Genomic DNA, 25,003 nt, shown 5'->3' with positions numbered 1-25,003 from the left:
CAAAAAACATGAAACCGGCCGCGGATCCGAATCCAAATCAACCGAAGTACATTCCTTTCGGCTATAAGTTAATGATCACATATATGGTGTTTATTATTTTGCCGGTCCTTGCGATCGGCTATTTTTCGAATTCCATGTACCAGGATTCCATCCGGAACCAGACGAGAAACTCCATCCAGGGGACGCTGGTACAAATGAAGGATAACATCGAATTCAAAATGGCGGACGTGGAGCGCGTCTCCTCCATGCTGTATGACGATTATTCCCTGATTATCCAACTGCGGAGCTTCGAAGAAGGGTGGGACAGCTACGAGCGGACGACGAAAATCATCAAGCCGAAGATCGCTATCGCCGTAAATGCGACAGGTCTGAATATCGCGATGTATCTGTTCCTGGCCAACGAAACACTGCCGGAGGTGTATTACGGCTCTTTTGAGCGTGAAAATCCGGATCTGCTTGAGCGGAATTACAACCTTTACCATTTGAAACGCATTGAAAATAAGCCCTGGCACCGGGATTTCCCGCCGGAAAAATACGGGGAGACGATGCTATGGAGGAAGGTCGAGCGGGATGCGGATTTCAGCCGGATTTCCCTGCTGCGCCGCCTGGTGGACAGCCAACGGCCGCTGGATTTGACAGAAATCGGTTTTATGCGGATCAGCGTTAGTACGGAAGAACTGTTCCAGGGGCTGGATTACAAAAAAATCGGCGATGGCAGCGGCCTCATCATCAGGGATGAAACCGGAGCGGTGCTGCACCGTTCCGGAATAATTCCCGGAGGGGATGGCGGCGGTTCCCATGCAAACGGGAGCGGGAGCGAGTTTCTGACGATCCGGGAATCGGTCGGCAGGCAGGGCTGGGAACTGGCGGCCTATGTCCCGCTTACGATTATGGAACGGGATGCCGCAAAGGTGCGCGTGTTCGTTATTCTGATCTGCCTGCTGTGCCTTATCGTATTTACCTTTGCCGGGATGTTTATCTCGCGCTATTTCTCGATCCGGATGAACAAAATCGTGTTCGTGCTGAACGCTTTTCGCGAAGGGGAGCTGCATAAACGGATGGGGTACCGGGGCAAGGATGAATTTTCCCAGATCGCCAACGCATTAAATGAGATGGGCCAAAATATCGACCAGTTGATCGAGCAGGTATACATGACGCAGATCGAGAAAAAGGAGGCCGAGCTCGAATCGCTGCAGGCCCAGATCAATCCGCACTTTTTGTACAATACGTTGTCTTCCATCAGCCGCCTGGCCCAATTCGGCGAGATTGACAAGCTCCAGCGGATGGTGCTGGATTTGGCGAAGTTTTACCGCCTTTCCCTTAATGAGGGGAGGACAGTGATCCCGGTCCACAGCGAATTGGAACAAGTGAGGGCTTATATGAACATTCAGACGACGAAATTCGGCGATGCCGTCCATGTCTTTTATGATATCGATCCGGGGATTCTGAACTTCGTTACCGTAAAACTGATTTTGCAGCCTTTTATCGAAAATGTTCTGGAGCACGCCTGGTTCGGAAGCTCTATCCATCTTCGGATCTCGGGCCGTCTGGAAGGGGAGCGTATCGTATTTAAGATCATTGATGACGGGATCGGCATGTCTCCGGGGCGGATTGCGCAAATATTCGATCCGGTGGAAGGGCTGAATACCGGTTTTGGCATCCGGAATGTGCATAGCCGGATTCAGCTCCATTTCGGGGCTCCCTACGGCGTTACAATAGGAAGCCGTATTGGGATTGGCACCACCGTCCAGGTCGTTATTCCCGCACAAAGGCGGGTGGACTAGGACCAAAGACGAGGGGGGATTTCGGTAAACCTACATTGTTTTGTCCGCAAGGCCATGGTCCTAAAACTGAAACTATCTTCCTGTTTTATGGAAAAAACGTTTGTAACTCCGGGGAAGCGGGTAAATGATCCATGGTAATCCGAATCATAGCAGGATTGCCGGAACCTTATTCATAAAGGAGTTTACGATATGATTCTCAGCAGCGTACATAGCCCGGTACCCTACCATCCTCAATATCAGAGAACCTCAGTGGTGAATCAGGCCAAGAAAAGCGAGGGTAAGGATTCCGCGCTCAGCTTTCAGGAGATATTGCAGGAAAAAATGAAAAGTAACCGGGAACGCCAGACTTCCGAGTCAAAGCGGCTGTCTTTGCCGAGATTGATCTAAATCATATGTTCCCCCTGCCCAAGGCTGCCGTTTTCGAGGAAACGGCCGGTCTTGGTTTTTTTGTTTGGGATGGCTCTTCATGGCCGAGTTATTGCCTGTTCTGCCTTGACAGAAAATGACTTCTCGGGTTTAATAGTCCAATAGTTTCTTCCCGGAGAAATTGGAAAATTGAGCAACAAGAAAGGCAAACAGTGTATGAACGCGAACCTTAGACAGATTCATCCGTTATCCTGGACTATTATTGTTGGGACGATTTTCGGCCGCATGGCAACCTCAATGAGCGTTCCCTTTCTCTCCATTTATTTGATCGGCAGGCTGGGCGCAACCCCGTTTGAGTCCGGCATCGTCGTTGCGGTCAGTTCGCTGATCGGTGTCTTTGCCAGCTTCTACGGCGGATACATATCGGATGTGATCGGCAGAAAAAAAGTGCTGTTCATCTCCATTTTCGGCTGGGCGCTGGTCTTTGTGGGCTTTGCGCTCGCGGATCGAATCTGGCTGTTCTTCATCATCAACGCGCTGAACGGGCTCTGCCGGGCCATGTTTGAACCGACCTCGCGGGCCTTATTGGCCGACATTACCCCTCAGGAAAGCAAGCTGCTCGTGTTCAACCTGCGCTATGCCGCTATCAATTTGGGCGTGGTGGCCGGTCCGATTTTAGGGCTGCAGATGGGTTCTTCGCATTCGGGGAGCGTTTTTTACATCGCGGGCCTCGTTTATTTTTGCTATGGCGCGGTTCTCGTCCTTCAGTTTCTCGGACATAAACATATCGGCACGGCCAGCGGCCCAAGCACGGCTGCTTTAACCTTAACCGAAGCGCTGCGGGTTACCGGCAAGGATCGTACTTTCGTCTATGTGCTGATCGGCATGATTTTTTGCGTGCTGGGCTATGGTCACTTTAGCTCGACACTGGCCCAATATTTGGAGCTTGGCCCTCATTTCACGGACGGCGCGAAATGGTTTGGCTACATGCTGTCCTTGAATGCGGTGGTCGTGCTGACCGTCCAATATCCGCTCGTCCGCTTCGCCAGCCGTTTCTCGCCGATCGCGCCGTTGATCGCGGGAAATTTATGCGTCGCCTGCAGCCTGCTTATATTTGGCCTCTTCCCTTATATATGGACGATGATGCTTGGCGTTGTGTTGTTTACGATTGGAGAAGTGCTGATGTTCACAATGACGGATGTGTTGGTGGACCGGATTGCCAGCCCCGAACTGAGAGGCACCTATTTCGGGATGTTTGGCTTCAATAATCTGGGGAATGTGCTGGCTCCTTTGCTTGGAGGCATTTTGCTCGACGGATTTGGGGCGAATCACGCGGTACTGATCTTCGCCGTTATCGCTTTGACCACAGCTTTCGGTCTTCCGTTCCTCCTTCTGGCCCGCAAACATATGCCCGAGGCGAAGGGGCAAGAGGGAGCGGAAATGTGAAGAAAGCAGTTGCCTTTCCCAGATTTAGGGAGATGCTAGTGATGTTTTCGCTTCACAGTATTTCCTTAGGGAAAGGAGGACTTAGATGATCGGGGTTATCGATTTCGTGCTCGATAAGCTCCATGTCGCAGACGCTTCCGGAGAGGCAGCAGCATCGAGGCCTTGGCGGAGTTCTATTGTCTCTCCCATGAGAGCATTAAACGAATCGTATACACCAAGAAAGCGTAGAAAGCGTAGAAAGCGTAAATTTGCCCGCTTGCCGGTACATCGGCAGCGGGCTTTTTATCGTTGCGTGGATAACGAGGGCTTATTTCGCCGGTTTCGGCCAAATAAAGTAGCTGCAGGTAATTAGGAAGTCTATCCCCAGAACCACTCCCCACATCCGCAGAACGCCCATTAGCTTTTCTGTACGAATCGGGTCATCGATCCAGTAAATCAGCCCCGCGAGGAGGCCGGCACCGATGAGAAACGCAAGAATATGCCGGAAATACCCTTTCAAATAGTGCTTGGCGAAATCCGTGCCGTACCGCTTCACGGGTTTGGCATCCGGCTGCTTGGCGATGTGGTAACGGAATCGGGTGTCGGCCCATTGGATCATGCTTTTGCCATAAGCGATGGAAACGCCGATGTAAACGGCGGCGATGGCGTGGGCGGTGGTGGCCGTGGCTCCGTGATACAGGTCCAGACCGGTAATTATCAACAGAACCAGATCCACAACAGGGGTTAAGGCAAGGAGAATCAGGCCCAGCTTGGGTAATTTCAAAAAATAACGGGTAATCAGACCGGCTGCGATAACAACCCAAAACGCAATTTCACAGGCAACGATCATCCAGGCTACAAAATTCATTGCTTACTCCTTCCAAAATAATAAAAAATTTAATTTTCTTTTTATAATACAGCTGTACTAAATAAATGTCCACAGGGAACTTTTTTTGATAAAATGAGACTATGCCGAAACAAATCGATCATGATCAAAGAAAACAAGTGATCGCCGAAGCGACATGGCGGGTAATCTTGAGGGACGGAATGAGCGGGGCGACCGTGAGAAATATCGCTCGGGAAGCGGAAATTTCCCCGGGATCGCTCAGGAACGATTTTACCTCCCAGGAGAGCTTGCTTCGCTACGCCATGAATTTGGTAAAGGAAAGGGCGGGCGAGCGCATCTTGTTCATTGCCAACCAGGACCTGCCTCCGAAGGAGAAGGTGCTGGGGATGCTGCTGGAAATTGTACCCACGGATGAGCAAACGAGGGCGGAAATGGAGGTGTGGTTTGTATTTACAGCTCATTGCAGCCATCAGAGGGAGCGGTTTGATGTGGGTTACGACGGAATCCGGAATATGATCCGGCTTATTTTTCTGCAGCTGCAGGAGTGGAATTCACTAAAGCCGGATATTCACCTGGAGCTTGAGATTGAGAAGCTTTACGCTTTGGTGGACGGTTTGGCGCTGCATGCCATGCTGGAGCCCGGCAGGCTGGATCGGGACAAAATTAAAGCCATACTGGAAAGCCATCTATCGTCCGTCTGCCTGTTCCCATCCTAGCGAATTGTCTAATCTGTGGCCCAGGCCTTCTTCCGGTCTGACGCGTATACTGTGTCGAGATCCGGAGGAGGTGAAGAACCTTGACGCTATCGGCAATAACGAAACGAGCCCGCAGCTATGTCGGGAAACGGGTGCGGATTAAAACCAGAACCGGAGCGGTTTTATACGGCACTGTCGAAAAGGTGAAGGGCGGCAAGCTGTACTTGAGAACGAAATCGGTCCATCCCAAGGGCAGTAAGGCCCATGCCACTTTCGCTCCGGTCATTTTGCCACTGGTTCTGTTTGATTTGCTGGCGATATTGCTGCTGGAAGGAAGACCAAGACGCAGGAGATTAGGCAGGTTATAAATTTAGTGGTTTGCAAAGCCCCGGCCGGGTTCATTTTCGGCCGGGGCTTTGCATCGATAAACGAGTTTAGTGTCCGATCGGCCAACTCACACTCTTTGAGGCAGACTATAGCGTCCGGTTAGGCCGCGGGGCCGCTGCGGGTGGTGGCCACCCCGGTCGATGGAGCCCCGGTCGATAGCCGCCGCGGACCGTCAAGCTATCTTAGCGTGTGTGCGCGGCGGCAGGCCAAGCCGGAACTCGTCTGCATAATCGGCCAAGTTCTCTCATAGACATGTATCAGTTTAGGAAATCAAACTGCAGAGGGGATGATCTCATGCGTCGGATCGCAAGGATGCTGACGATATTAATCGTAGTAAGCATCGTACTTGCCGCATGCGGGAAAAAAGATGCCGCCGGCGTCGTCAAGGATTTGGACAAAGTGGTTACCAAATTGGAAAGTTATCAGGGTTCGGGGACCATGACACTGTTTACCGGTGACAAGCCCCAGGAGTACAAGGTCGAGGTGTGGTACCAAAACCCGTCCTTTTACCGGATCGCCCTCACCAATGCGGAAAAGGATGTGACCCAGATCGTGCTTCGGAACGAGCAGGGAGTATACGTCCTTACGCCCAGCTTGAACAAGAGCTTCCGGTTTCAAAGCGATTGGCCGGAAAACCAGGGTCAGGTGTACTTGTACCAAACCTTGGTGCGCAGCATTCTGAGCGACAACGCGCGTCAATTCGTCGCCGATAAGGAAGACTATGTATTTGAAGTGGCCGCCAACTACAATACGCATGCTCTCGTACGGCAAAAAATCTGGTTGGCGAAGGAGAACTACGCTCCGAAACAGGTGCAGGTTTCCGATGCCCAGGCGAAGGTCGTCGTCGAGGTCAAATTCGACAAGTTCGATTTTAACACCAAATTCGACAGCAATTCTTTCGATATGCAGCATAACTTGGATACCGCGGCTAAGGACGCTCAAGGAACACTGCTGGAAGTGGATCAGAACGGGATGTTGGTGGAAAAGACTCCCGAGGAGAAGGCCGAGGACAACCAGCCTTCAACGGATGCGGCCGCAGGGGAAGCTGGAGACGGAACGGCGGAGAAGGCGCTTCCGGCGTTGTCCGATCCGTTTGGAGTCATTATCCCCACCTACCTGCCTGACGGTGTTGTGCCTCAGGACGATAAGATTGTGGAGGACAGCGAGCGGAGCATGGTGCTGCTGCGTTATGACGGTGCATACCAATTTACGCTTTCCGAATCCCGGTCTCCCGATCGTACGACATCTCTCGTCCCGGGCGAAGTGATCGATCTCGGGTTTACGGCCGGGCTTCTCACCGGCGAAGAACTTCAAACCTTGACATGGACCGTGGACGGGTTGGAATTCCGGATTACCAGCGACAATTTGCCTGTGTCGGAGATGGTGAAAATCGCCGCTTCTATGCAGGATCAATCGGGTAAATAAGGAAATAGTAGCAGGCGGATTTTCGGCTGTTGGGGAGATGGAAAAAGTTACCCTGACCCGTCTATTCGCCTCTTTCTTCATTTCGCCTTCCGATAGATTTGACAGCCGCTCCCGGGAACATTACGATTAGTGTATTGTTTGAGCATGGACTTTCAATCATTAGAGAAGGTGACTTAAAGTGCAAGTGAAGTATCGGCCAACCCAAGCAGTTATAGACCTGGATGCACTGTATTCCAATTACACGGAGCTGCGGCGAAATCTGCCGGCCGGAATGAAGTTCTTGGCCTGCGTTAAAGCTAACGCTTACGGGCACGGCGCCGTCATGATCGCGCGCGAACTTGAACGTTATGGAGCGGATTACCTCAGCGTAGCATTTTTGGATGAGGCGCTCGAACTCCGGCGTTCGGGGATCAAACTGCCTATTCTCGTACTTGGATACACGCCTCCGCATGGCGTAAGAACTGCATGGGAGCACGACATTACGCTGAATGTATTCAGCGCAGAAGTGCTTGAGGCGATCTCGGCGCTCGAACCTTCCGAATTTCCGCATAAGCTAAAGGTCCATATCAAGATCGACTCCGGTATGGGACGCCTTGGTTTGCTTCCCGGGGAAGGAGCGATTGCCTACATTCGTCAAGCGCTCGCAATGCCGCAGTTGGAAGTTGAGGGGCTGTTTACTCACTTTGCTACGGCGGATGAAAAAGACAAAAGCTATACATTGGAGCAGTATCAGCGGTTTCAGGACGTGGTGTCCGCCCTGGGGGAACTTGGAATCCAAATCCCGATTATACATACGGGCAACAGCGCCATCGCCATCGATTTACCGGACTTTTCTTGCCAAATGGTAAGAGTCGGCATCGCTTTATACGGGCTATATCCGTCCGAGCAAGTCAGTCATGAAAGCGTGAAGCTTAAACCGATCCTGTCCCTGAAGAGCGCCGTGGTATGGGTTAAAACGCTGCCGCCGGCCTCCGCGGTCAGTTACGGGGCGAAATATGTGACGAGACGGGCGGAACGGATCGGGACGCTCCCGATCGGTTATGCCGACGGGTATTCCCGCATGCTGGATGGCAAGGCGGAAGTATTGATACGCGGACGCCGCGTTCCTGTTGTCGGAACAATCTGTATGGACCAATGTATGGTGTCGCTAGAACCTTTGGCCGATGAAGCCAAAGAAATCCAAGCCGGCGAGGAGGTTGTACTCATCGGTCAGCAATCCGGGGGTCAAATATCCGCGGATGAACTGGCCTCCGCGATTGGAACTATCCACTACGAGCTGATATGCATGCTGGCTCATCGGGTTCCGCGGTTATACACCCGCACAGGGGAACCTGATGTCCTGGTCAACCCTCTATCGACCTAAAAATCACACAGGGCGACAAAAACCTACAAAACTTTTTTCCCAGGTGAAGGAATTTATGCCTAGGCTAGCGAATGAGTAAACATGGAAATGATCAGGTATGTACGGTAATGTCATTTTTGTTTATAATGATATGCAGCATACTTGATATACTCGCGGCATATATTTTCTTTGTATATATTTCCTTGGATAATGCTATACTGTATCACAGGGTCAAGGGATCAGGGTCGACAAGGTTTTGGGGGTGGAAGTTAAAGATGGCCAATATGCATAACACCAAAAGGATCATGATTAGTTTACCGGATCATCTTTTGCAGGAAGTGGATGGAATCGTGGCGATGGAGAATTCCAATCGCAGCGAGCTGATCAGGCAGGCAATGAAGCTGTATCTGAACGAGCGGAAGAAGCGGTTTATCCGCGAGTCGATGCAGCGGGGCTATATGGAGATGGCTAAGATCAATCTGTCCATGGCCTCTGAAGCATTCCATGCGGAGGAAGATGCAGACAGCACTCTGGACCGCCTAGTAAGCGGGGTGTAACTATTGATCGTTAAGCGCGGCGACGTTTTTTTTGCAGACCTCTCCCCTGTAGTAGGTTCTGAGCAAGGCGGGGTGAGACCGGTGCTTATTATCCAGAACGATATCGGCAACCGATTCAGCCCGACGGCGATCGTTGCTGCCATTACCGCACAAATCCAAAAGGCGAAACTGCCGACACATGTCGAAATCGAGGCGGCAACGCATGGGTTTGATCGGGATTCCGTTATTTTGCTGGAACAGATCCGCACGATTGACAAACAAAGATTAACCGATAAAATAACGCATTTGGACGATGAGACGATGAAGAAAGTGAACGACGCTTTGCTTATCAGTCTCGGCTTAATCGACTTTTGAACATACCGTGCGGGAAGACGATTCTCCCGCTTGGGTCGGACGCTCCGAACATAACGTTCGGGGCGTTTTTACTTTTATCCTACAATATGGACGCAGTGTTCGTGGATTGCATGCATCCGTCTTACGGCGTGAACGAAATGTTCAGCGAAAATAAAGCGGTGGTTTCATCCGGTAAGGAGAAACCACCGCTTTATTGATGTGTACGTACAGCATTATCCTTATCGTTCGATTAATCGGTCCGAAGCGCATAGATCGGTCTCAACTTGGCGGCTTTATTGGCCGGAATCATGCCGAAAACGACGCCGATGAATAAGGAGAAGCCAAAGGATACGAGCACAACGGCGACCGAAACGTTGGCGCTCAATGTCGAATAAGCACTGATCAAAGCGCAAGCCCCGTATCCGATGCCTACGCCAATCAAGCCCCCGAAGCTGCTCAGGGCGGTGGACTCGATCATGAACTGCAGCAGGATGTTCCGTTTTTTCGCCCCGATCGCTTTCCTGACTCCGATTTCCCGCGTCCGTTCGCTCACGGACACGAGCATGATATTCATAATTCCGATTCCGCCTACGAGTAGGGAGATCCCGGCGATCCCGCCGAGCGCCATGGACAGCATCTGCGTGGTCGAGTTCAACGTATCCATCATTTCCTGGGCATTGAAAATCGTGTAGGCGTTCTCGGCAGACTTGAACTTTTCGTCCAGCCACGCTTCTAGCCGGGTCTGCGTCCGCTCGACCAGGTCGGTCGATTCGGCCTGAACCGTGATCGAACGGATGCCCCGGGTTTGCATAAATCGCTCCGCCGTCGTGATAGGAATCAGAATTTTGTCGTCATTGGACTCGGTCGCGCTGGTGCCGATCGATTCCAAAAGCCCGACAACGGTAAAGCTCGAGCCGTTTAATTGCAGCGTTTGTCCGACCGGATCGTCGGTTCCGAAGAAATCGGCGGCCACTTCTGTGCCGATCAGCGCCACTTTCATCCGGTATTCATTATCGATATCGAGTATATAACGGCCCGCCTGAACGTGGAAGTCTTTAACGTCCTCGTAGGAAGGGGTTATTCCTTCAATTGTATACGTATCGTTGGTCGTTCCCTTTTTTACGGTAGCGGAGCCGTTAATGACCGGAGAAACCGTCTTAATGCCTTCGATCCCGGTCAGACTCTTGACCTCCTCGTAGGTTAGGGAAGTCGTCGCCCCCCGGCCCATGATATTTACGGTGAGCAGATCGGTTCCGAGTCCCTCCAACTGTTCGGTGATCGAGGAAGTGGTGCCCTGACCGACGGAAACCAGGGTGATCACGGATGATACACCTATAATAATGCCCAACATCGTCAGAAATGACCTGACTTTGTTCCCGAGTATGCTTTTTAGGGCCATTTTGATGCTTTGGTACAGGTTCACACCGCAGCCCCCCGATCCTCGACGATCTTGCCGTCCATGATCCGGATGACCCGCTTCGCCTGCTCCGCGATGGAAAGGTCATGCGTGATAATAATGATGGTATGTCCCTTCCGGTTTAAATTTTTTATAGTCTCCATCACTTCGGCACCGGTTTTGCTGTCGAGCGCGCCCGTAGGCTCGTCGGCCAACAAGATCGGGGGATTTCCCGCGATGGCGCGGGCGATGGCGACTCGCTGCTGCTGACCGCCGGATAGAGCGGAGGGGCGGTTATGCATCCGGTTCTCCAGGCCGACCAATTGCAGTGATGCCTCGACCGCCTTTTTTCTTTCCCGGTGCGGCATGTTCCGATAAACAAGAGGCAGCTCCACATTTTCATAGGCCGAGAGCTTCGGCAGCAAATTATATTGCTGAAAGATAAAACCGATTTTTTCATTGCGGATTTGCGCCAATTTGTTATCGGATAACTTCCGGACGTCCTGCCCGTCCAGGATGTAATGTCCCTCATCGGCGACATCCAGACAGCCCAGCATGTTCATAAGGGTCGATTTTCCGGAGCCGGACGGACCTATAATGGCTACGAATTCACCGTCATGAATGCGAAAGGAGATATTTTGCAAAACCGGCATTCTCTCCCCCGCCATGATGTAGCCGTGGCTCAAACGCTCCACCTCGATCAGCGGTTGCGGCGAAGTCATCATTCCCTTCCACCTCCGCCGCCCCCGCTGCTCGAAGCGCCGCCACGAGGCATCCCGCCTCCGCCGCCAGGCATTACGCCCATGCCGCCCCCTCCGGGCATTTGTCCGCCACCGTTTCCGAAACCCTCCATCCCGCCGGCGGGGATAGCTCCTTGCTGGTTGGCTGTCGAATTGCCGGATGACCGTACGGTAGGAATTACGACTTCGTCCCCTTCGTTCAAGCCGCTGACGATCTCAATCAAGGTTTCGTTGTGCGCCCCGACCTCAATCTCCTTCATATTGCCATTTGCCGGAGCGCCCGCCTTTCTGCCGGACGGTGATGCGGAATCCGCCGGCTCGGCTGTCTTCGTCTGTTCCTGTTCGGTACTTCCGGCGGCCGGGGAGGCAGAAGGAAGAAGGACTATGTATTTTTCACCCCGCTGTTGAACCGCTTCAATGGGAAGCGTCAATACATCCTTTTTTTCCTCAAGAATAACTGTAGCTTCCGCGGACATTCCGACACGAATCCCCTCGGCCTTCAGAAGCTTAATCGTTACGTCAAACAAGGAGACTCCATTGGAGGCGACACCCTCGTCGGCAATCTCCGAAACCTCGCCTTCAAAGGTCTGATCGGGCAACGCATCAATTTGAACGGTGGTCTTCATTCCCGGCTTCACGTTGGGGATATCCAGCTCATCCACCTGAATCGCCACGCTAAGGTCCTGGTAGTTATTGATCACGAACAACTCGGTACCGGTTTTGGCTTGTTCCCCGGCGGTAATGTTAACGCTTGTCACGGTTCCGTCAATCGGAGAGGTTAGCGGCTCCGGGGCTGCCATGTCCTCCCGGATCGAGGCGATTTCTGTTTCCGTGCTTTGGATATTCAACTCTTGCTTGGCTATCGATTTTTTTATGGAGGTCAGCTCTTCTTCCGTTCCGCCGTCTGCGACCTTTTGCTTAAACTGTTCCTGCAAGTCCTGAAGATCCAACTGCTGCGACTTCAGGTTTCTTTGCTGCGATTCGAGATTCTCGGTGAGATCATTCGATTCGAAGGTGAGCAGAACCTGTCCTTTTTTGACGACGTTACCGGCTTCGACGAAAACCTTTTTCACTTTTCCTTCATCCTTGGTCCGCACCGTTTCGCTATCCGTGGAGATTACCGAGCCGGAGCCGGAAACGCTGACGGCAATATCGCCGATAGACGCCTTGGCCGTGCTTTGGACGGCGGCGGGCAATTCCATTTTTTTATCCGGTAAGTTAAAAACAACAATTATAGCGACTGCGGCAAGGATAACCAACCCCAACCCAATCCATAGCCATCTCTTTGTTCTCATTCCATCACTCCAGCTTTCCTTAATATTAGGGCATCCCTCATATTAAGGGTTCAAGTTGAATCTATTCTTAAGTGAAGCTGAAAGAAGACTGAAAAGTTACTTTATGGTATTCATCATCGTGTAAAAATAAGGTTGGCACCAAAACAGAGGATAGAGTACAATGTTATTATCTGGACTTTTTGGGGCTTATGTGAGGGCAGGAAAGCTTTTCCCAAGCAAGGAGATCTAGCAATGCGAACACTGCAGTAATTTTGAGGAGGCTTCTTCATGGATCAAAATCCGCAAGATCAGTATCAATACACTACTTTCAACAATTACCCGCCCGGTTATCCGCCGGTACCCGCCAAAACAAACGGCAAATCGATCGCGTCTCTCGTCATGGGCATTTTGTCCATCGTGATTCCTTATATAGGCTTTCTCCTGGGGATTGTGGCCATTGTATTCGCCAGCTTGTCATTCAAAGAATTGAAGAAGACCGGGGAACAGGGCAAGGGATTATCCATTGCCGGCCTGGTCTGCGGCATCGTCGGCACCGCTTTGTACGGCATCATTTTATTGATTCTCGTCTTCGCTCTCATTGCATTTGCATCGGTGAGTAGCGGAAATGTTTACAGCAACTTTTAATGAATTCGCGGAGAACATCGCGGCTTTACCCAGCCACGGTGTTTTTTGCTTTCTATGGGGCCGCGTATTCATCTGATGGTGGAAAAGACCGGGGAAGTCTGTGATAATACTAGACACAGTCATTTTTTGAATGAAAGAGGGATTCTATTGTCACAATTGCAATCGGATGCCGTCCAGGCAGAGGAACAAAGCGGGAAAGAGAAGAACCGCGAATTGATCGTTCAGCAGGTCGCCAAGGAGCTTTCGCTGTCCCAGAAACAGGTGCGCACGACCATTTCGCTGCTGGACGAAGGGAACACAATTCCCTTCATCGCCCGATACCGGAAGGAAATGACCGGAGAGCTGGATGAGAACCAGCTACGCGAGATTGAGGAACGCACGCAATATTTACGTAATCTGGAGGATAGGAAGACGGAGGTCCTGCGGATCATTGCCGAACAAGGGAAGCTGACGGACGAATTGGCCGCGTCGATCCGGAAAGCCGTCAAGCTGCAGGAAGTGGAGGATTTGTATCGTCCTTACCGGCAAAAACGCAAAACGAGAGCGAGTGTCGCCAAAGAGAAAGGGTTGGAACCGCTGGCCGAATGGCTGAAATCCGAGCCCAAGCAGGGGGATGCGCTGACCGAAGCAGGCCGATACGTGAATCCCGACCTAGGCGTCCAGACGGCGGAAGAAGCGCTTCAGGGCGCAATGGACATTGTCGCCGAAACGATAGCTGATGAGGCGGCGATCCGCGCCTGGGTTCGCAAATACACGATGGATCATGGGATGATGGTGTCGGAGGCCAAATCGCCGGAGGCGGAATCTGTTTACGAGATGTATTACAATTACCGGGAGCCCGCCAAGAAGATGCCTTCCCACCGGATCCTCGCGATGAACCGCGGGGAACGGGAGGATGTCCTTAAAGTGACGCTGGAGGTGGATGCGGAGCCGATTCACCGCTACATCGCAGGGCGCTGGATTAAAGGAAACTCCGCCGTAAGCGGCATTCTTCGCAGCATCGTTGAGGACGCGTACAAGCGGTTGATCGCGCCCTCGATCGAGCGCGAGGTTCGCGGCGCCTTGACGGAACGGGCCGAGCAGCAGGCCATCTCCATTTTCGCCGGGAACCTGCGCAGCCTGCTGCTGCAGCCGCCCGTCCGCGGCAAAGGCGTGCTCGGCGTCGATCCGGCCTATCGGACCGGCTGCAAGCTGGCCGTGGTCGACGACACGGGCAAGCTGCTGGAGGTCGCGGTGACGTATCCGACGCCGCCGAACAACAAGAAGCGGGAGGCGGCCGCCAAATTCAGCGAGCTGATCGACAAGTACGCCGTCTCGCTGATCGTGATCGGCAACGGGACCGCCTCGCGCGAAACGGAGCAGTTCGTCGCCGAGGTGATCGCCGAACGGAAAGACAAGGAGCTGGCCTATTTGATTGTCAATGAGGCCGGGGCCAGCGTTTACTCCGCATCCAAGCTGGCGCAGGAGGAATTCCCCGATCTGGATGTGGCCGAGCGGAGCGCGGTTTCGATTGCCCGGCGGCTGCAGGACCCGCTGGCCGAGCTCGTTAAGATCGAGCCGAAGGCGATCGGGGTTGGGCAGTACCAGCATGACGTCTCCCAGAAGCAGTTGGACGAGAGCCTGACCGCCGTCGTGGAATCGGCGGTCAACCATGTAGGGGTCGACGTCAATACGGCTTCGCCGTCTTTGCTCTCGTACGTATCCGGGGTTAACGCGACGACGGCGAAGAATATCGTCAAGTTCCGTGAAGAGAACGGACGGTTCGTCGAACGGAAGCAACTGCAAAAGGTGCCGCGACTCGGCGCCAAAACGTATGAGCAGTGCATCGGGTTTTTGCGGATCAGCGACGGCCGGAATACGCTGGACAAAACGCCGATTCATCCCGAGTCCTATGAAGTGGTGAATCGCTTGTTCGCGGAGCTGGGCGTCGATTTGGGACAAATCGGCTCCAAAGAGCTGGCCGCCAAACTGGCGGCGGTCGATGCGGAAGCGATGGCGGCCCGGCTTGAGGTGGGGGTTCCCACGCTCCGCGATATCCTGGACAGCCTTCAGCGTCCGGGACGCGACCCGCGCGAAGAGCTGCCGCTGCCGATCTTCCGCACCGATGTGCTCAAAATCGAGGACCTAACGCCGGGCATGGAGCTGCAGGGGACCGTGCGCAATGTCATCGATTTCGGCGCTTTCGTGGACATCGGGATCAAAAACGACGGGCTGGTGCATATTTCACAGCTCAGCGAAGGATATGTCAAGCATCCGATGGATGTCGTATCCGTAGGGGATAATGTGACCGTGTGGGTACTGAATGTCGATTTGAAGAAGGGGCGCGTCGGACTTACGATGCGGAACCCCAATATGGCGGCTCAATAAAAATGAAAAAAACCGGACAAGCGCATGCTGTCCGGTTTTTTATAAATAATTCAATGGTTAGCTTCCCCGATATGTTTAACAGGCGATAGATGTTGACGCGCCGGCTACAGGCCGGCGGATTGTTTCAACCCATCAAGATCCCGCACCAGCACGATTTTCTTATCGACGGAAATATATTCGCTGTTTTGCAGGTCCAGCATAACTTTGGTGACGGTCTCCCGCACGGTGCCGGACATATCGGCAATTTGCTGATGGGTCAGCTTTAGCCCGATTTGGATTCCGTCCGTTTTGCGGCGCCCATGCTCATCCATTAAACGGAGCAGCGTGCGAACGATTCTTGCCCTGGCATCCAGCAGGGTTAAATCAAGGATTTGTTCGTTGGCTTTGCGGAGCCGGGTAAGCGCGGTCCCCAATATTTTTAACGTAATCTGCGGGTTTACCTTCAGCATCTCGACAAAGTCCCGCCGCTTCAGAATGCAGAGCACCGACTTCTCGCTCGTGCGGGCGGATGCCGAGCGGGTCTGCCCGCTTTCCAACAGGGCCATTTCCCCGAAAAAGTCGCCTTCCCGGAGCACCGCCAAAATAATCTCCCTGTTCTCATCATTTCTATAAATATGGATGACTCCCGATTGAATCAGAAATAACTCTTCGCCATCCTCATTCTCCAGAAAAAGTAGTGTTCCTTTTTCATAGGTCCTGGTCATGAACAGCGGGACGATTTTTTCCAGGTCCGCTTCCTCCAGATGCTCAAAGAAAGGGAAATTACGCAGAAACTGCAGGTTTTTCACTGTTTTTCCTCCTGCTTTTACTTTGGTATCAAAGTACTGCTACCGAGACTTTTTGCATATTTTGTGGTTCACACTACAAATTTGGGGATGCAATCCTGTTAATGTTGTCGATAGGAATAATTCGCCATCGACCGGGCATATTCCTCTATTTTGATAGAACAAGGGTAGAAAGCTATGCAAGAGTTTCATGTCAAATTACTGGAACCTGGGGATATATTAGGTCGGGCTGTGCTTGGAATCACAGGGTTAACGTACTGCATACATGCGTGGAGTAGGGGGAAGCAGCACCGGTTACCAAGAACAAAGCCCGCCAATGTTGGCGGGCTTTCGCTTTGCGAAATGGTTCTTCGCGGGGAGATAGACTTTATTGCAGGCCATGATCCGTACCGCTATCGTCCCGGCGGTTATAGTAGAAAAACCAGCAATCATTCAACAAACGAATCTGTCGGCGGTCGCGCTTGTGAAAGGCGCGCATTATCTGGTTGCTGAGCCATTTAGGCAACACGATCTCCTCCTCGGGCACCCTTTGTAGGTAGCATATGGGAGAACGCCGGAAACCGTGCAGGTCCAGCCGGAAAGGAATCGTCAGGCTATTCCTTCCTCCTCGTACCACTGTTCAAGCTGGGCTTGTAATGCCCGGATTTCCGTCAAAAGGGAGATCAGCGGGTAATTTTCCTCGCGGATGGCCGAGAAAGCCGCTTCCAGGTCATTGATATAATCCAGTCCGCTTGTAATCTGCAGCGATTCCTGCAGCAAATCCAGGTTGTCGCATTCCGCTACCGCGATCGGCAGGGCAGGAACCTTACTGGCCGTCAGTTTGTCGATTTCTTTATTCAAACGCAGGTTTAACGCGCTGAGTTGATAGGCATAATCCCGGGGCATTTCCACAAATAACAAATTCTGTTCCTGCTGCAGAATGACATATCTCATAAGGGCCATGTACGATATCTCCTTTTTGTTGTATCCTACTTGACAGTGTAGCGTAAGGCGAAGTTAAAATTCAAGTGATAACCTTGAATGGGGGAACCCGACTTTGGGCAGAAAAGAGGACAAGCCGATGACCAATGAACAACTGCAAACCTGGGTGGAACAGATATCTCTCGATTCGTTCGGCCTTCCATTTCGGCATCAGGCGAGCTTTAACCGGCGGCTTCGGACAACCGGAGGGCGATATTTTATGAAATCGCATGATATCGAGATCAATCCCGCGCAGTTGGAAGTTCACGGCAGGGAAGAAGTTGAGCGGATTATTAAGCACGAACTGTGCCATTACCATTTGCATTTGTCCGGTAAAGGTTACAAGCATCGCGATCCCGATTTTAAGCGTCTATTGACACGGGTGGGCGGGAGCCGCTACTGCCAGGGATTGCCCGGGGCCGCCAAGCGAAAAGTTCTCCCTTATCGATATAAATTGATTTGTTCTCAGTGCGGGATGGAGTACCTGCGAAAGCGGAAGGTCGATCCGGCCAGGTACAGATGCGGAAGATGCGCCGGTGTGCTGCGATTAAATGTTCTTTAAGCGGTATGCTTATGCTATACTTAGCTCAATATATTTAAGGAGTGAACTAAGAATGGCCCAATCGAAAGCCAAAAAAATCCGTCAGAAGCTGATTCGGGAGGGAAAAAGAAGCCCGGAACTCGGGCGCAGCCCGTTCGCTTTTGCGGATTTGAGAACCCGAAAGACAAAAACGAAGCAGGATGTCATCAACAAGCAAAAATATAAGAACCACGGTTCCTTTCATGGAGACGATGGTTCTTTTATTTTTGGAGAAATCCTGCGAAACTTACTCCATAAATCAATCGCAGAAATGAGATATAATAAAATATCAAAACCATCGAAGGAGGGATTTTTATATGCGATATGGACCCGATCCTAATGCAATCTACCCAAATAAGCAGATAAAAAGCATATGTTATATTAAAAACGTAATCACTCGACCCAATATAATTGTCGGTGACTACACTTACTATGACGACATTGACGGTGCTGAAAAGTTTGAAGAGCATGTCACCCATCATTATGATTTTATTGGGGATAAGTTGAGAATCGGGAAGTTTTGCGCAATCGCAAAGGGCATCGAATTTGTCATGAATGGTGCAAACCACAGAATGTCCAGCGTCACTACGTATCCATTTAACATTATGGGCAATGGTTGGGAAAAGTCGACTCCAACACTGGCAGACTTACCCCTTAAAGGAGATACGGTAATTGGAAACGATGTGTGGATCGGTCAGAATGTTACCGTCATGCCCGGTGTGCACATTGGTGATGGAGCCATCATTGCGGCCAATTCAGTCGTAGTAAAAGATATCCCTCCTTACCATATAGCAGGTGGGAATCCCTGCAAATCGATTAGAAAAAGATTTGATGACGAACTTATCGAATACCTCCTTTCCATGAAATGGTGGGACTGGCCTGCCCGAAAAATTTTTGATAACCTGGATGCTCTTTGCAGTGGGGATCTAACAAGAATCAAGGAAATTATTTAACTTATAGTGTCCGTCAGACAACCGTTGAAGCGGCGTATTCTCATTTTCTCCTACTACTACGACGTCTGATGGGACACTAGACAGCGGTGTAAAGGGTTCTTTGCACACTCTTGACCTGTAACTCATGGTTTGGTTCGAATTAAAAGGAATTCTTCCCGTTAATTTGGCGCGTATGCGGCTGCAGAGGCGAATTAGCTGGAAAACCTCCCGCTAATTCGCCTGAAATTGTGTATAACGGCAATAGGGCCGCGAAATAGCTGGAGCTTTTCCAGCTAAATCCGATCCAAGAGCCAAGAGCGGTACATTAACGGGAGATTTTCCTGTTAATGTGTAGACTCTGACGGGGGCGCTTTATATCTACAATTGTGGGTGTTGGCAACCTATCTTCGAAACCATTTCATAACTTTGTAACTTTGCCCAACGCCAATTCTTTAGTTCAACCTAATATAATCGAAGGTCAAAATTGCGGCCAAAACCTTGACTTGATTACATAAACATGATAAATTTAAACTTGTTCTAACGATATTTATATTCCCTGATAGCTCAGTTGGTAGAGCACTCGACTGTTAATCGAGTTGTCACAGGTTCGAGTCCTGTTCGGGGAGCCATTTCTTGGAGAGATACCCAAGTGGCTATAAGGGGACCCTCTGCTAAGGGGTTAGACTGCGTAAGCGGTGCGAGGGTTCGAATCCCTCTCTCTCCGTTTTGATTTACATCGATTAAAGAGCCTCCCTCTAAATCAGGGAGGTTCTTTTTGTGCAGAGGAATGAGAAATCTCATTGGGAGGGTTCGTAGGAGCATAAACTTCGTTAGGAAGATGGTGTGACGGCACCGACAACAATCCCTGTCGCATCGTCAATGGCAGCATGAAGTGCAAAGGTTGGAGCTGTCTCCTGTCCCATAGTGACATTATCTCAGAACAGTTATAGGGTGACATTATCACAGAACAACAACACTATTAAAATTTATTGTTGCAAGGCATTCTAGTTTCTGTTATACTCATTCTTGTCGCCGCTTCTGGCGAGTTGATAGTAGGGCCCGTTGGTCAAGGGGTTAAGACACCTCCCTTTCACGGAGGTAACAGGGGTTCGAATCCCCTACGGGTCACCATATATGCGGTCGTGGTGGAATGGCAGACACGCTATCTTGAGGGGGTAGTGGGCGTACGCCCGTGGAGGTTCGAGTCCTCTCGACCGCATCCTAATGAATTTAAACAGTCCCGGTAACTTCGGTTATCGGGGCTGTTTTTTTAATTTCCTAACCCTGAACTTCATGGAGTATGGACACAGAAGCGGCGATATGATATCTATATGATATTGCTGATAATCATTCTCAATTAAAGGCGGTTTTTGTATTGACTCATCTTAAAACCGAGCAACCGAGTCGATTTCGACAGGGACATGGTCCTTGGACCGTTCGCCTGTGGGATCTTGAAATTATAAAAGAGCAACAGAGACCGGAGGATCAACGGCTGTCGATGCATCCGGCCTTGATTGTATTGCTGGAAGGCGAGATCCGTTTGGAGTTGGATGAGCAGACCTTACGGATGAGCAAGGGGTCCGCTTGTTTTTGTCCCAAAAACAGCACTTTCGGCATTTCAGCTGAATCGCAAACGCCGGTAAGCGCTGTTGTCTTTTATTTTAGCGTCTATCAAGGAGATGATGAATTCCGTCATGAATTATGCGAGGCGGACGTCAAGATGGCTGGTGGGCTGACGGAAAGGATTATCCACTTTACGGGTTGGGAAGATCGGGCGGCTTCGTTGTGCCGTTGCGTTTATGACCAATTTTATCACAAGGACAACTTAAAGCGCTGGAGAGCCCAACTGGACTTTCAGGAACTTCTGTACGGGATGCTGACGGCATCGGTTCACCCCGGCGGTACCGACAAAACCCAGGCGTTGGAACGGGCGAGAAGCTTTATGGAGGAGCATTATGGCGATGAGTTGACCATGGACCAGTTAGCCGGCATCGCCGAGCTTAGTCCGAAGTATTTTGCGGAGGTATTCAAAAAAACGTATGGAACTAGCGTGATGGAGTTTTTGACGCAAATTCGCTTGAATAAGGCGAAGCAGCTCATGCTTGGCACGGGAGGGAGGCTGCGGGATGTGGCCCACCAGGTAGGGTATAAGGACGAGTTCTATTTCAGCCGGAAGTTCAAAAAGGAGTTCGGTCTGTCTCCGACGGCCTACTCCAAATCAAAACAGAACAAACTTGCCGTGTACGGCTCGTCTTCCGTTCTCGGCTTTTTAATGCCGCTGCAAATTACCCCTTACGCCGCGCCTCTCCATCCCAAATGGTCCCGTTCCTATTATCATGCCCTGGCACCGGTGGTGCCGGTTCATCTGGACGCCTATCGGCAGAACTATAATAAGCAATTGAATTTGCAAAGACTCGCGGCTTCCCGGCCGGAAATCATTATTTGCTCCTCCGGTACGGAAGCTTGGGAGAAAGAGGAATTGGAGAAGATCGCTCCCGTATATGAAATGAAAGCTGAAGAGATCGGATGGAAATCCCAGCTTTTGGAGCTTGCCGATTTGCTTGGTAAAAGGAAGGAAGCCCAAAAATGGCTTGAATCTTTTTGCGCAAAAGAAACGGAAATTCGCCTTACCTTGAAAAATATAATGCCGGGCCGTACCCGCATTTTGCCCCTGCGTTTGCATTTGGAAGAACTGAGGATCAACGAGGGGCGAGGCCTCCGTGAGGTTTTATTTGAGATGCTGGGCGCTGAAGATGCGTCTCCCGCCGCTGGTTTAATCGGGCTCGAGACGCTGGCGGGCTTGCAGGCGGAGCATTTGTTTTTGCTCGTCCGGCAGGATACGGCAACCTTAGCTTACTGGGCAAAGCTGCAGTCATCTCCCCAGTGGCTGGGCATGGAGGCGGTTCGCGCCGGGAAGGTGCACATGCTGTCTTCTTATCCCTGGCGGGAATATTCCCCGGAGGCGATCTACCGGATGATCCATGAACTGCCGACCATCTTTTCCGATAAAAGTCCATGAAACTTCCGCCCATAATCCATGGCGAATTCGCGGAAGGTTCTTTACGATATTAATGATAATAATTATCATTATCATCTTAAAGATAGATTCGATTTATGGAAAGGGGCAGCAAGGAAGACATGAAACAGACGAAATGGGCAGTAGTGGGGTTGTTATTCCTTTTATCGGTTGTATTTACGGCCTGCGGAGAAAAGAAAGAGACCGCCGAATCCCCCGCGGGGACCGAAACGGCCATTTCGGCCGAACAAGCGGAAACCAAAACCATCACTTATCTCGGAAAAGAATACAAGGTGCCGGCCAAGATCGAGCGCATTGTCATTACGGGAGCCGTGGAAGCGATGGAGGACGCCATTGTACTGGACGTCAAGCCGGTGGGAGCGATCACTGTCGGCGGTCAATTTCCCGAGCTGTTCCGATCCATTACGGGGGAAGCCAAGTCCGTGGGAGAGAAAACCGAACCGAATTTTGAGACAATTCTATCCTTGAAACCGGACGTGATTTTGGGCAGCACCAAATTCAAGCCTGAGGTGATGGAGCAATTGGCGAAGATTGCCCCAACCCTTCCGTATTCCCACGTATCCACGGATTGGGAAAGCAATTTACGTCTGCTTGGCGAGCTGAGCGGCAAGGAAGAACAGGCGGAGCAGGAAATTACGAAATACAAGGCCGATCTGGAGGATGCCAAGACAAAGCTCTCTGATTCCGTTAAGGGTGCGAAGGTGCTTGCGATGCGCATTCGTGTAGGTGAGCTGTATATTTATCCGGAGAAGGTGTTCTTTAATCCCGTGCTTTATCAGGATTTGGGCCTAACGGTTCCGGCCGAGGTGAAGGCGGCCAAGGCGCAGGAGCTGATTTCCAAGGAGAAGCTTGCCGAAATGAACCCGGATTATATTTTCCTCCAGTTCTCGCCTGACGAAAATAAAGAGAATCCGAACGCGCTTGAAGAATTTCAGAACGATCCGATTTTGAAAAATGTGGCCGCCGTCAAAAACGGAAAATTGTTTATTAACGCGGTAGATCCTCTCATCCAAGGAGGCACCTCATACAGCAAAATACAATTTTTGAAAGCGGCGGTAGACCGCTTGGCCAAATAGCAGATGTAAGGCGTGTTTAATTTATGAAGCAGAAAAAAATGCTGCCGGCGTTCATTCTTTTAATGGCTCCGGCAGCCGCTATTTTACTTATTTTAGTTTCAACGCGTTACGGCGCGAAACCGATGACACTGGAGACGGTATGGAGCGCGGTGTTCGCTTTTGACGGAGACCGTGTCGACCACCAAATCGTCATGACTTCACGACTTCCGAGAGCTATAGGTTCCATGCTGATCGGGGCATTCCTCGCCGTGTCGGGAGCGCTGATGCAGGGGATTACAAGGAACTATTTGGCTTCCCCCTCCATCATGGGCGTTTCGGACGGTTCCGTGTTTGCGGTCACTTTGGTTATGGCCGTATTGCCCGGCGCTCACTCCAATCTATATATTCTGAGTTCGCTTCTGGGATCGGCGGCCGGTGCGGCCATGGTGTTCGGGCTGGCTTGGTTGATCCCAAAGGGGATGACCCCCGTGCGTTTGGCGATTTTAGGTACGGTCATCGGGAGCTTTTTAAGCGGCGTCGCGAATGCGATTCAATCGTATTTTCAGGTATCCCAAAAGTTAAGTTTTTGGTATAATTCCCGGCTGCATCAACTCGATCCGGAGATGATCAAGCTGAGTATTCCCTTTGCCGTGGCCGGTCTGGCGTTAAGCCTGGCATTGACGAAGTCGGTTTCGGCTTTGTCGCTGGGCGAGGAGACGGCGGCGGGTCTCGGGATTCGCGTCTGGCTGGTCAAGGGCCTGGCGATGCTGGCCGTCGTCATTTTAACCGGCGTATCCGTGGCTTTGGCCGGAAAGATTGCTTTTGTGGGATTAATTGTCCCACATATCGCCCGGTTTATTTCCGGTTCCGATTACCGGTGGATCGTCCCCGTATCCGGTGTGCTGGGGGGCTTGTTTTTAACGGGCTGTGACTTGCTTGCGAGGTTTGTCAACTTTCCGTTTGAGACTCCGGTTGGGGTAGTTACGGCGTTGTTCGGCGTTCCCTTTTTCTTGTATTTGATCAAGACCCGGGGAGGCGAGCAGCGTGCGTAAATCTACGGTCGGAAGGACGGGTGCCGTCCTTGCCAGCGGGCTTCTGATCATCCTTGTGGCGGTATACTTTAGTTTAACTTATGGGAGTTTTGACATATCGGTAAAAGATATCGTGAAAACCATCGTACGAATCGACCCCCAACCGGAATATGATCTGGTCGTTTTTGATTTTCGCTTGCCGCGGATTATTTTGGGGGCTTGTATCGGATTCGCCCTCGGAATAGCGGGCTGTGTTTTGCAGGCGATAACGCGCAACGGCCTTGCCGATCCGGGGGTCCTGGGAATCAACGCCGGCGCCGGTATGTCGGTCGTCTTGTTTATGTTTCTGGTTCAAGGAAGCGTAAATTTAACCCATTGGCTCGGAGTCATGACCATGCCGTTGTTTGGAGTGGCCGGAGGGTTCGCCGCCATGGCTGCGATATTTGTCTTCGCCAGGCAGGGGGGGCGGCTGGATCCCCAGCGGCTGATCCTTGTCGGCATCGCCATGGGGACCGGATTTGGCGCGGTAACGATGTATGTTTCGCTCAAAATGAATCCCCAGGACTTTGAAGCGGCCGCGGTCTGGTTGTCCGGAAGCTTGCATGGTGCTAACTGGAAGTTTGTTGCGGCTACGCTGCCCTGGCTGTTGGTCATTCCGCCGGTGGTCTGGCTGCGGTCATCGGTCTTGGATTTGCTTCAACTGAGCGAGGAGAACGTGAAGGGGCTGGGTGTGGCCTTGGAACGGGAGAAAAACCTGCTCTTGTTATGCAGTATCGGACTGGTAAGCGCCAGCGTAGCTTTTGCGGGAGCGATCGGTTTTGTCGGGTTAATCGCCCCCCATTTGGCGCGGCAGTTGGTGGGGCTCCAGCACAAGCATCTCCTGCCTGTCAGCGGCATGATCGGAATCGCGATGATCGTCATCGGAGATCTGATCGGCAAGACGGTATTTGCGCCGGCCGAATTGGCCGTAGGCGTGGTCATTTCCATACTGGGCGTTCCCTATTTTGTTTATCTCCTCATCCGGAGCAGAAAATAACCCA

The 25,003-nt window shown here is 51.5% G+C and carries 23 protein-coding genes and 4 tRNA genes; 20 read left to right on the top strand and 7 right to left on the bottom strand.

Features of this window, described 5'->3' with window-relative positions; genetic code table 11:
- The first annotated feature begins 8 nt into the window (after positions 1-8).
- On the top strand, positions 9-1,784 hold the full coding sequence (locus tag V4U84_RS07930) for a sensor histidine kinase (RefSeq protein ID WP_334077015.1): 1,776 nt from the start codon (positions 9-11) through the stop codon (positions 1,782-1,784).
- A 582-nt stretch (positions 1,785-2,366) separates the two neighbouring features.
- Complete coding sequence (locus V4U84_RS07925; RefSeq protein ID WP_334073970.1) at positions 2,367-3,596, top strand: MDR family MFS transporter; 1,230 nt, start codon at positions 2,367-2,369, stop codon at positions 3,594-3,596.
- Between the two features lie 307 nt (positions 3,597-3,903).
- Here the strand turns inward: V4U84_RS07925 and V4U84_RS07920 are convergent, their stop codons facing one another.
- Positions 3,904-4,443, bottom strand: coding sequence for a hypothetical protein (locus V4U84_RS07920; RefSeq protein WP_334073658.1), 540 nt, complete (start codon positions 4,441-4,443; stop codon positions 3,904-3,906).
- Positions 4,444-4,544: 101 nt separating this feature from the next.
- Between V4U84_RS07920 and V4U84_RS07915 the strand changes: the two genes are divergently transcribed.
- The 6 genes from V4U84_RS07915 to V4U84_RS07890 all read left to right on the top strand — a co-directional run bounded on the left by V4U84_RS07915 (position 4,545) and on the right by V4U84_RS07890 (position 9,182).
- Positions 4,545-5,138 (top strand): TetR/AcrR family transcriptional regulator, encoded by a 594-nt coding sequence (locus V4U84_RS07915; RefSeq protein WP_334077014.1) that lies wholly within the window; start codon positions 4,545-4,547, stop codon positions 5,136-5,138.
- A gap of 80 nt (positions 5,139-5,218) precedes the next feature.
- Positions 5,219-5,485, top strand: a complete 267-nt coding sequence (locus V4U84_RS07910) for a hypothetical protein (RefSeq protein WP_334073660.1) — start codon at positions 5,219-5,221, stop codon at positions 5,483-5,485.
- Positions 5,486-5,798: 313 nt separating this feature from the next.
- Entirely contained in the window at positions 5,799-6,929 is a 1,131-nt protein-coding gene (locus tag V4U84_RS07905) for an outer membrane lipoprotein-sorting protein (protein WP_334077013.1), read from the top strand.
- A 178-nt stretch (positions 6,930-7,107) separates the two neighbouring features.
- The gene (gene alr, locus V4U84_RS07900) at positions 7,108-8,292 is read left to right on the top strand and encodes an alanine racemase (RefSeq protein ID WP_334077012.1); all 1,185 of its coding nucleotides are present in this window, start codon (positions 7,108-7,110) and stop codon (positions 8,290-8,292) included.
- 254 nt (positions 8,293-8,546) lie between these two features.
- Positions 8,547-8,828 carry a CopG family ribbon-helix-helix protein gene (locus V4U84_RS07895; RefSeq protein ID WP_148450794.1) on the top strand — a complete coding sequence of 94 codons (282 nt, stop codon included), beginning with the start codon at positions 8,547-8,549 and terminating at the stop codon, positions 8,826-8,828.
- 3 nt (positions 8,829-8,831) lie between these two features.
- Positions 8,832-9,182, top strand: a complete 351-nt coding sequence (locus V4U84_RS07890) for a type II toxin-antitoxin system PemK/MazF family toxin (protein WP_148450793.1) — start codon at positions 8,832-8,834, stop codon at positions 9,180-9,182.
- A gap of 229 nt (positions 9,183-9,411) precedes the next feature.
- On the opposite strand, the gene V4U84_RS07885 is transcribed toward V4U84_RS07890, so the two are convergent.
- From V4U84_RS07885 to V4U84_RS07875, 3 genes are read right to left on the bottom strand one after another with little or no spacing between them, the layout of a single operon-like run.
- Complete coding sequence (locus V4U84_RS07885) at positions 9,412-10,584, bottom strand: ABC transporter permease (RefSeq protein ID WP_334073663.1); 1,173 nt, start codon at positions 10,582-10,584, stop codon at positions 9,412-9,414.
- Positions 10,581-11,279 (bottom strand): ABC transporter ATP-binding protein, encoded by a 699-nt coding sequence (locus tag V4U84_RS07880; RefSeq protein ID WP_334073971.1) that lies wholly within the window; start codon positions 11,277-11,279, stop codon positions 10,581-10,583. Before V4U84_RS07880 ends, V4U84_RS07885 begins: the two co-directional genes overlap by 4 nt.
- Positions 11,279-12,592, bottom strand: coding sequence for an efflux RND transporter periplasmic adaptor subunit (locus V4U84_RS07875; protein ID WP_334073664.1), 1,314 nt, complete (start codon positions 12,590-12,592; stop codon positions 11,279-11,281). Before V4U84_RS07875 ends, V4U84_RS07880 begins: the two co-directional genes overlap by 1 nt.
- Positions 12,593-12,859: 267 nt before the next feature.
- Here V4U84_RS07875 and V4U84_RS07870 point away from each other — a divergent pair, with 267 nt between their 5' ends.
- Both V4U84_RS07870 and V4U84_RS07865 read left to right on the top strand, forming a co-directional pair.
- Positions 12,860-13,216 carry a DUF4190 domain-containing protein gene (locus V4U84_RS07870; RefSeq protein WP_334073665.1) on the top strand — a complete coding sequence of 119 codons (357 nt, stop codon included), beginning with the start codon at positions 12,860-12,862 and terminating at the stop codon, positions 13,214-13,216.
- Positions 13,217-13,291: 75 nt separating this feature from the next.
- A complete protein-coding gene (locus V4U84_RS07865) occupies positions 13,292-15,583 on the top strand; it encodes a Tex family protein (protein WP_416367226.1) in 2,292 nt (763 codons plus the stop codon).
- Positions 15,584-15,687: 104 nt separating this feature from the next.
- Here the strand turns inward: V4U84_RS07865 and V4U84_RS07860 are convergent, their stop codons facing one another.
- The 3 genes from V4U84_RS07860 to V4U84_RS07850 all read right to left on the bottom strand — a co-directional run bounded on the left by V4U84_RS07860 (position 15,688) and on the right by V4U84_RS07850 (position 17,310).
- On the bottom strand, positions 15,688-16,371 hold the full coding sequence (locus tag V4U84_RS07860; protein WP_334073667.1) for a Crp/Fnr family transcriptional regulator: 684 nt from the start codon (positions 16,369-16,371) through the stop codon (positions 15,688-15,690).
- Between the two features lie 364 nt (positions 16,372-16,735).
- Positions 16,736-16,873: a cortex morphogenetic protein CmpA gene (cmpA, locus tag V4U84_RS07855; protein WP_334073972.1), complete on the bottom strand. Its 138-nt coding sequence runs from the start codon at positions 16,871-16,873 to the stop codon at positions 16,736-16,738.
- An 83-nt stretch (positions 16,874-16,956) separates the two neighbouring features.
- The gene (locus tag V4U84_RS07850) at positions 16,957-17,310 is read right to left on the bottom strand and encodes a hydrolase/acyltransferase (protein ID WP_334073668.1); all 354 of its coding nucleotides are present in this window, start codon (positions 17,308-17,310) and stop codon (positions 16,957-16,959) included.
- A gap of 118 nt (positions 17,311-17,428) precedes the next feature.
- On the opposite strand from V4U84_RS07850, the gene V4U84_RS07845 reads away from it, so the two are divergent.
- The 10 genes from V4U84_RS07845 to V4U84_RS07800 all read left to right on the top strand — a co-directional run bounded on the left by V4U84_RS07845 (position 17,429) and on the right by V4U84_RS07800 (position 24,999).
- Positions 17,429-17,890, top strand: a complete 462-nt coding sequence (locus V4U84_RS07845) for a SprT family protein (protein WP_334073973.1) — start codon at positions 17,429-17,431, stop codon at positions 17,888-17,890.
- 335 nt (positions 17,891-18,225) lie between these two features.
- A complete protein-coding gene (locus tag V4U84_RS07840; protein ID WP_334073669.1) occupies positions 18,226-18,861 on the top strand; it encodes a Vat family streptogramin A O-acetyltransferase in 636 nt (211 codons plus the stop codon).
- A 532-nt stretch (positions 18,862-19,393) separates the two neighbouring features.
- Positions 19,394-19,469, top strand: a tRNA-Asn gene (locus tag V4U84_RS07835).
- Between the two features lie 6 nt (positions 19,470-19,475).
- A tRNA-Ser gene (locus V4U84_RS07830) sits at positions 19,476-19,564 on the top strand.
- 332 nt (positions 19,565-19,896) lie between these two features.
- Positions 19,897-19,971: transfer RNA gene (locus tag V4U84_RS07825), tRNA-Glu, on the top strand.
- Positions 19,972-19,976: 5 nt separating this feature from the next.
- Positions 19,977-20,059 (top strand) — tRNA-Leu (locus V4U84_RS07820).
- Between the two features lie 156 nt (positions 20,060-20,215).
- Entirely contained in the window at positions 20,216-21,859 is a 1,644-nt protein-coding gene (locus V4U84_RS07815; RefSeq protein WP_334073670.1) for an AraC family transcriptional regulator, read from the top strand.
- Positions 21,860-21,978: 119 nt separating this feature from the next.
- Positions 21,979-22,953 (top strand): ABC transporter substrate-binding protein, encoded by a 975-nt coding sequence (locus V4U84_RS07810; protein ID WP_334073671.1) that lies wholly within the window; start codon positions 21,979-21,981, stop codon positions 22,951-22,953.
- Between the two features lie 23 nt (positions 22,954-22,976).
- On the top strand, positions 22,977-23,984 hold the full coding sequence (locus V4U84_RS07805) for a FecCD family ABC transporter permease (protein WP_334073672.1): 1,008 nt from the start codon (positions 22,977-22,979) through the stop codon (positions 23,982-23,984).
- Positions 23,977-24,999, top strand: coding sequence for a FecCD family ABC transporter permease (locus V4U84_RS07800; RefSeq protein WP_334073673.1), 1,023 nt, complete (start codon positions 23,977-23,979; stop codon positions 24,997-24,999). Before V4U84_RS07805 ends, V4U84_RS07800 begins: the two co-directional genes overlap by 8 nt.
- Positions 25,000-25,003: the final 4 nt, after the last annotated feature.

Origin of the sequence: Paenibacillus sanfengchensis (assembly GCF_036864765.1) — a bacterium.
Classification (GTDB): domain Bacteria; phylum Bacillota; class Bacilli; order Paenibacillales; family Paenibacillaceae; genus Fontibacillus; species Fontibacillus sanfengchensis.
The sequence above is the reverse complement of the archived record's forward strand: the minus strand, read 5'-3'. Positions and strand labels throughout refer to the sequence as shown.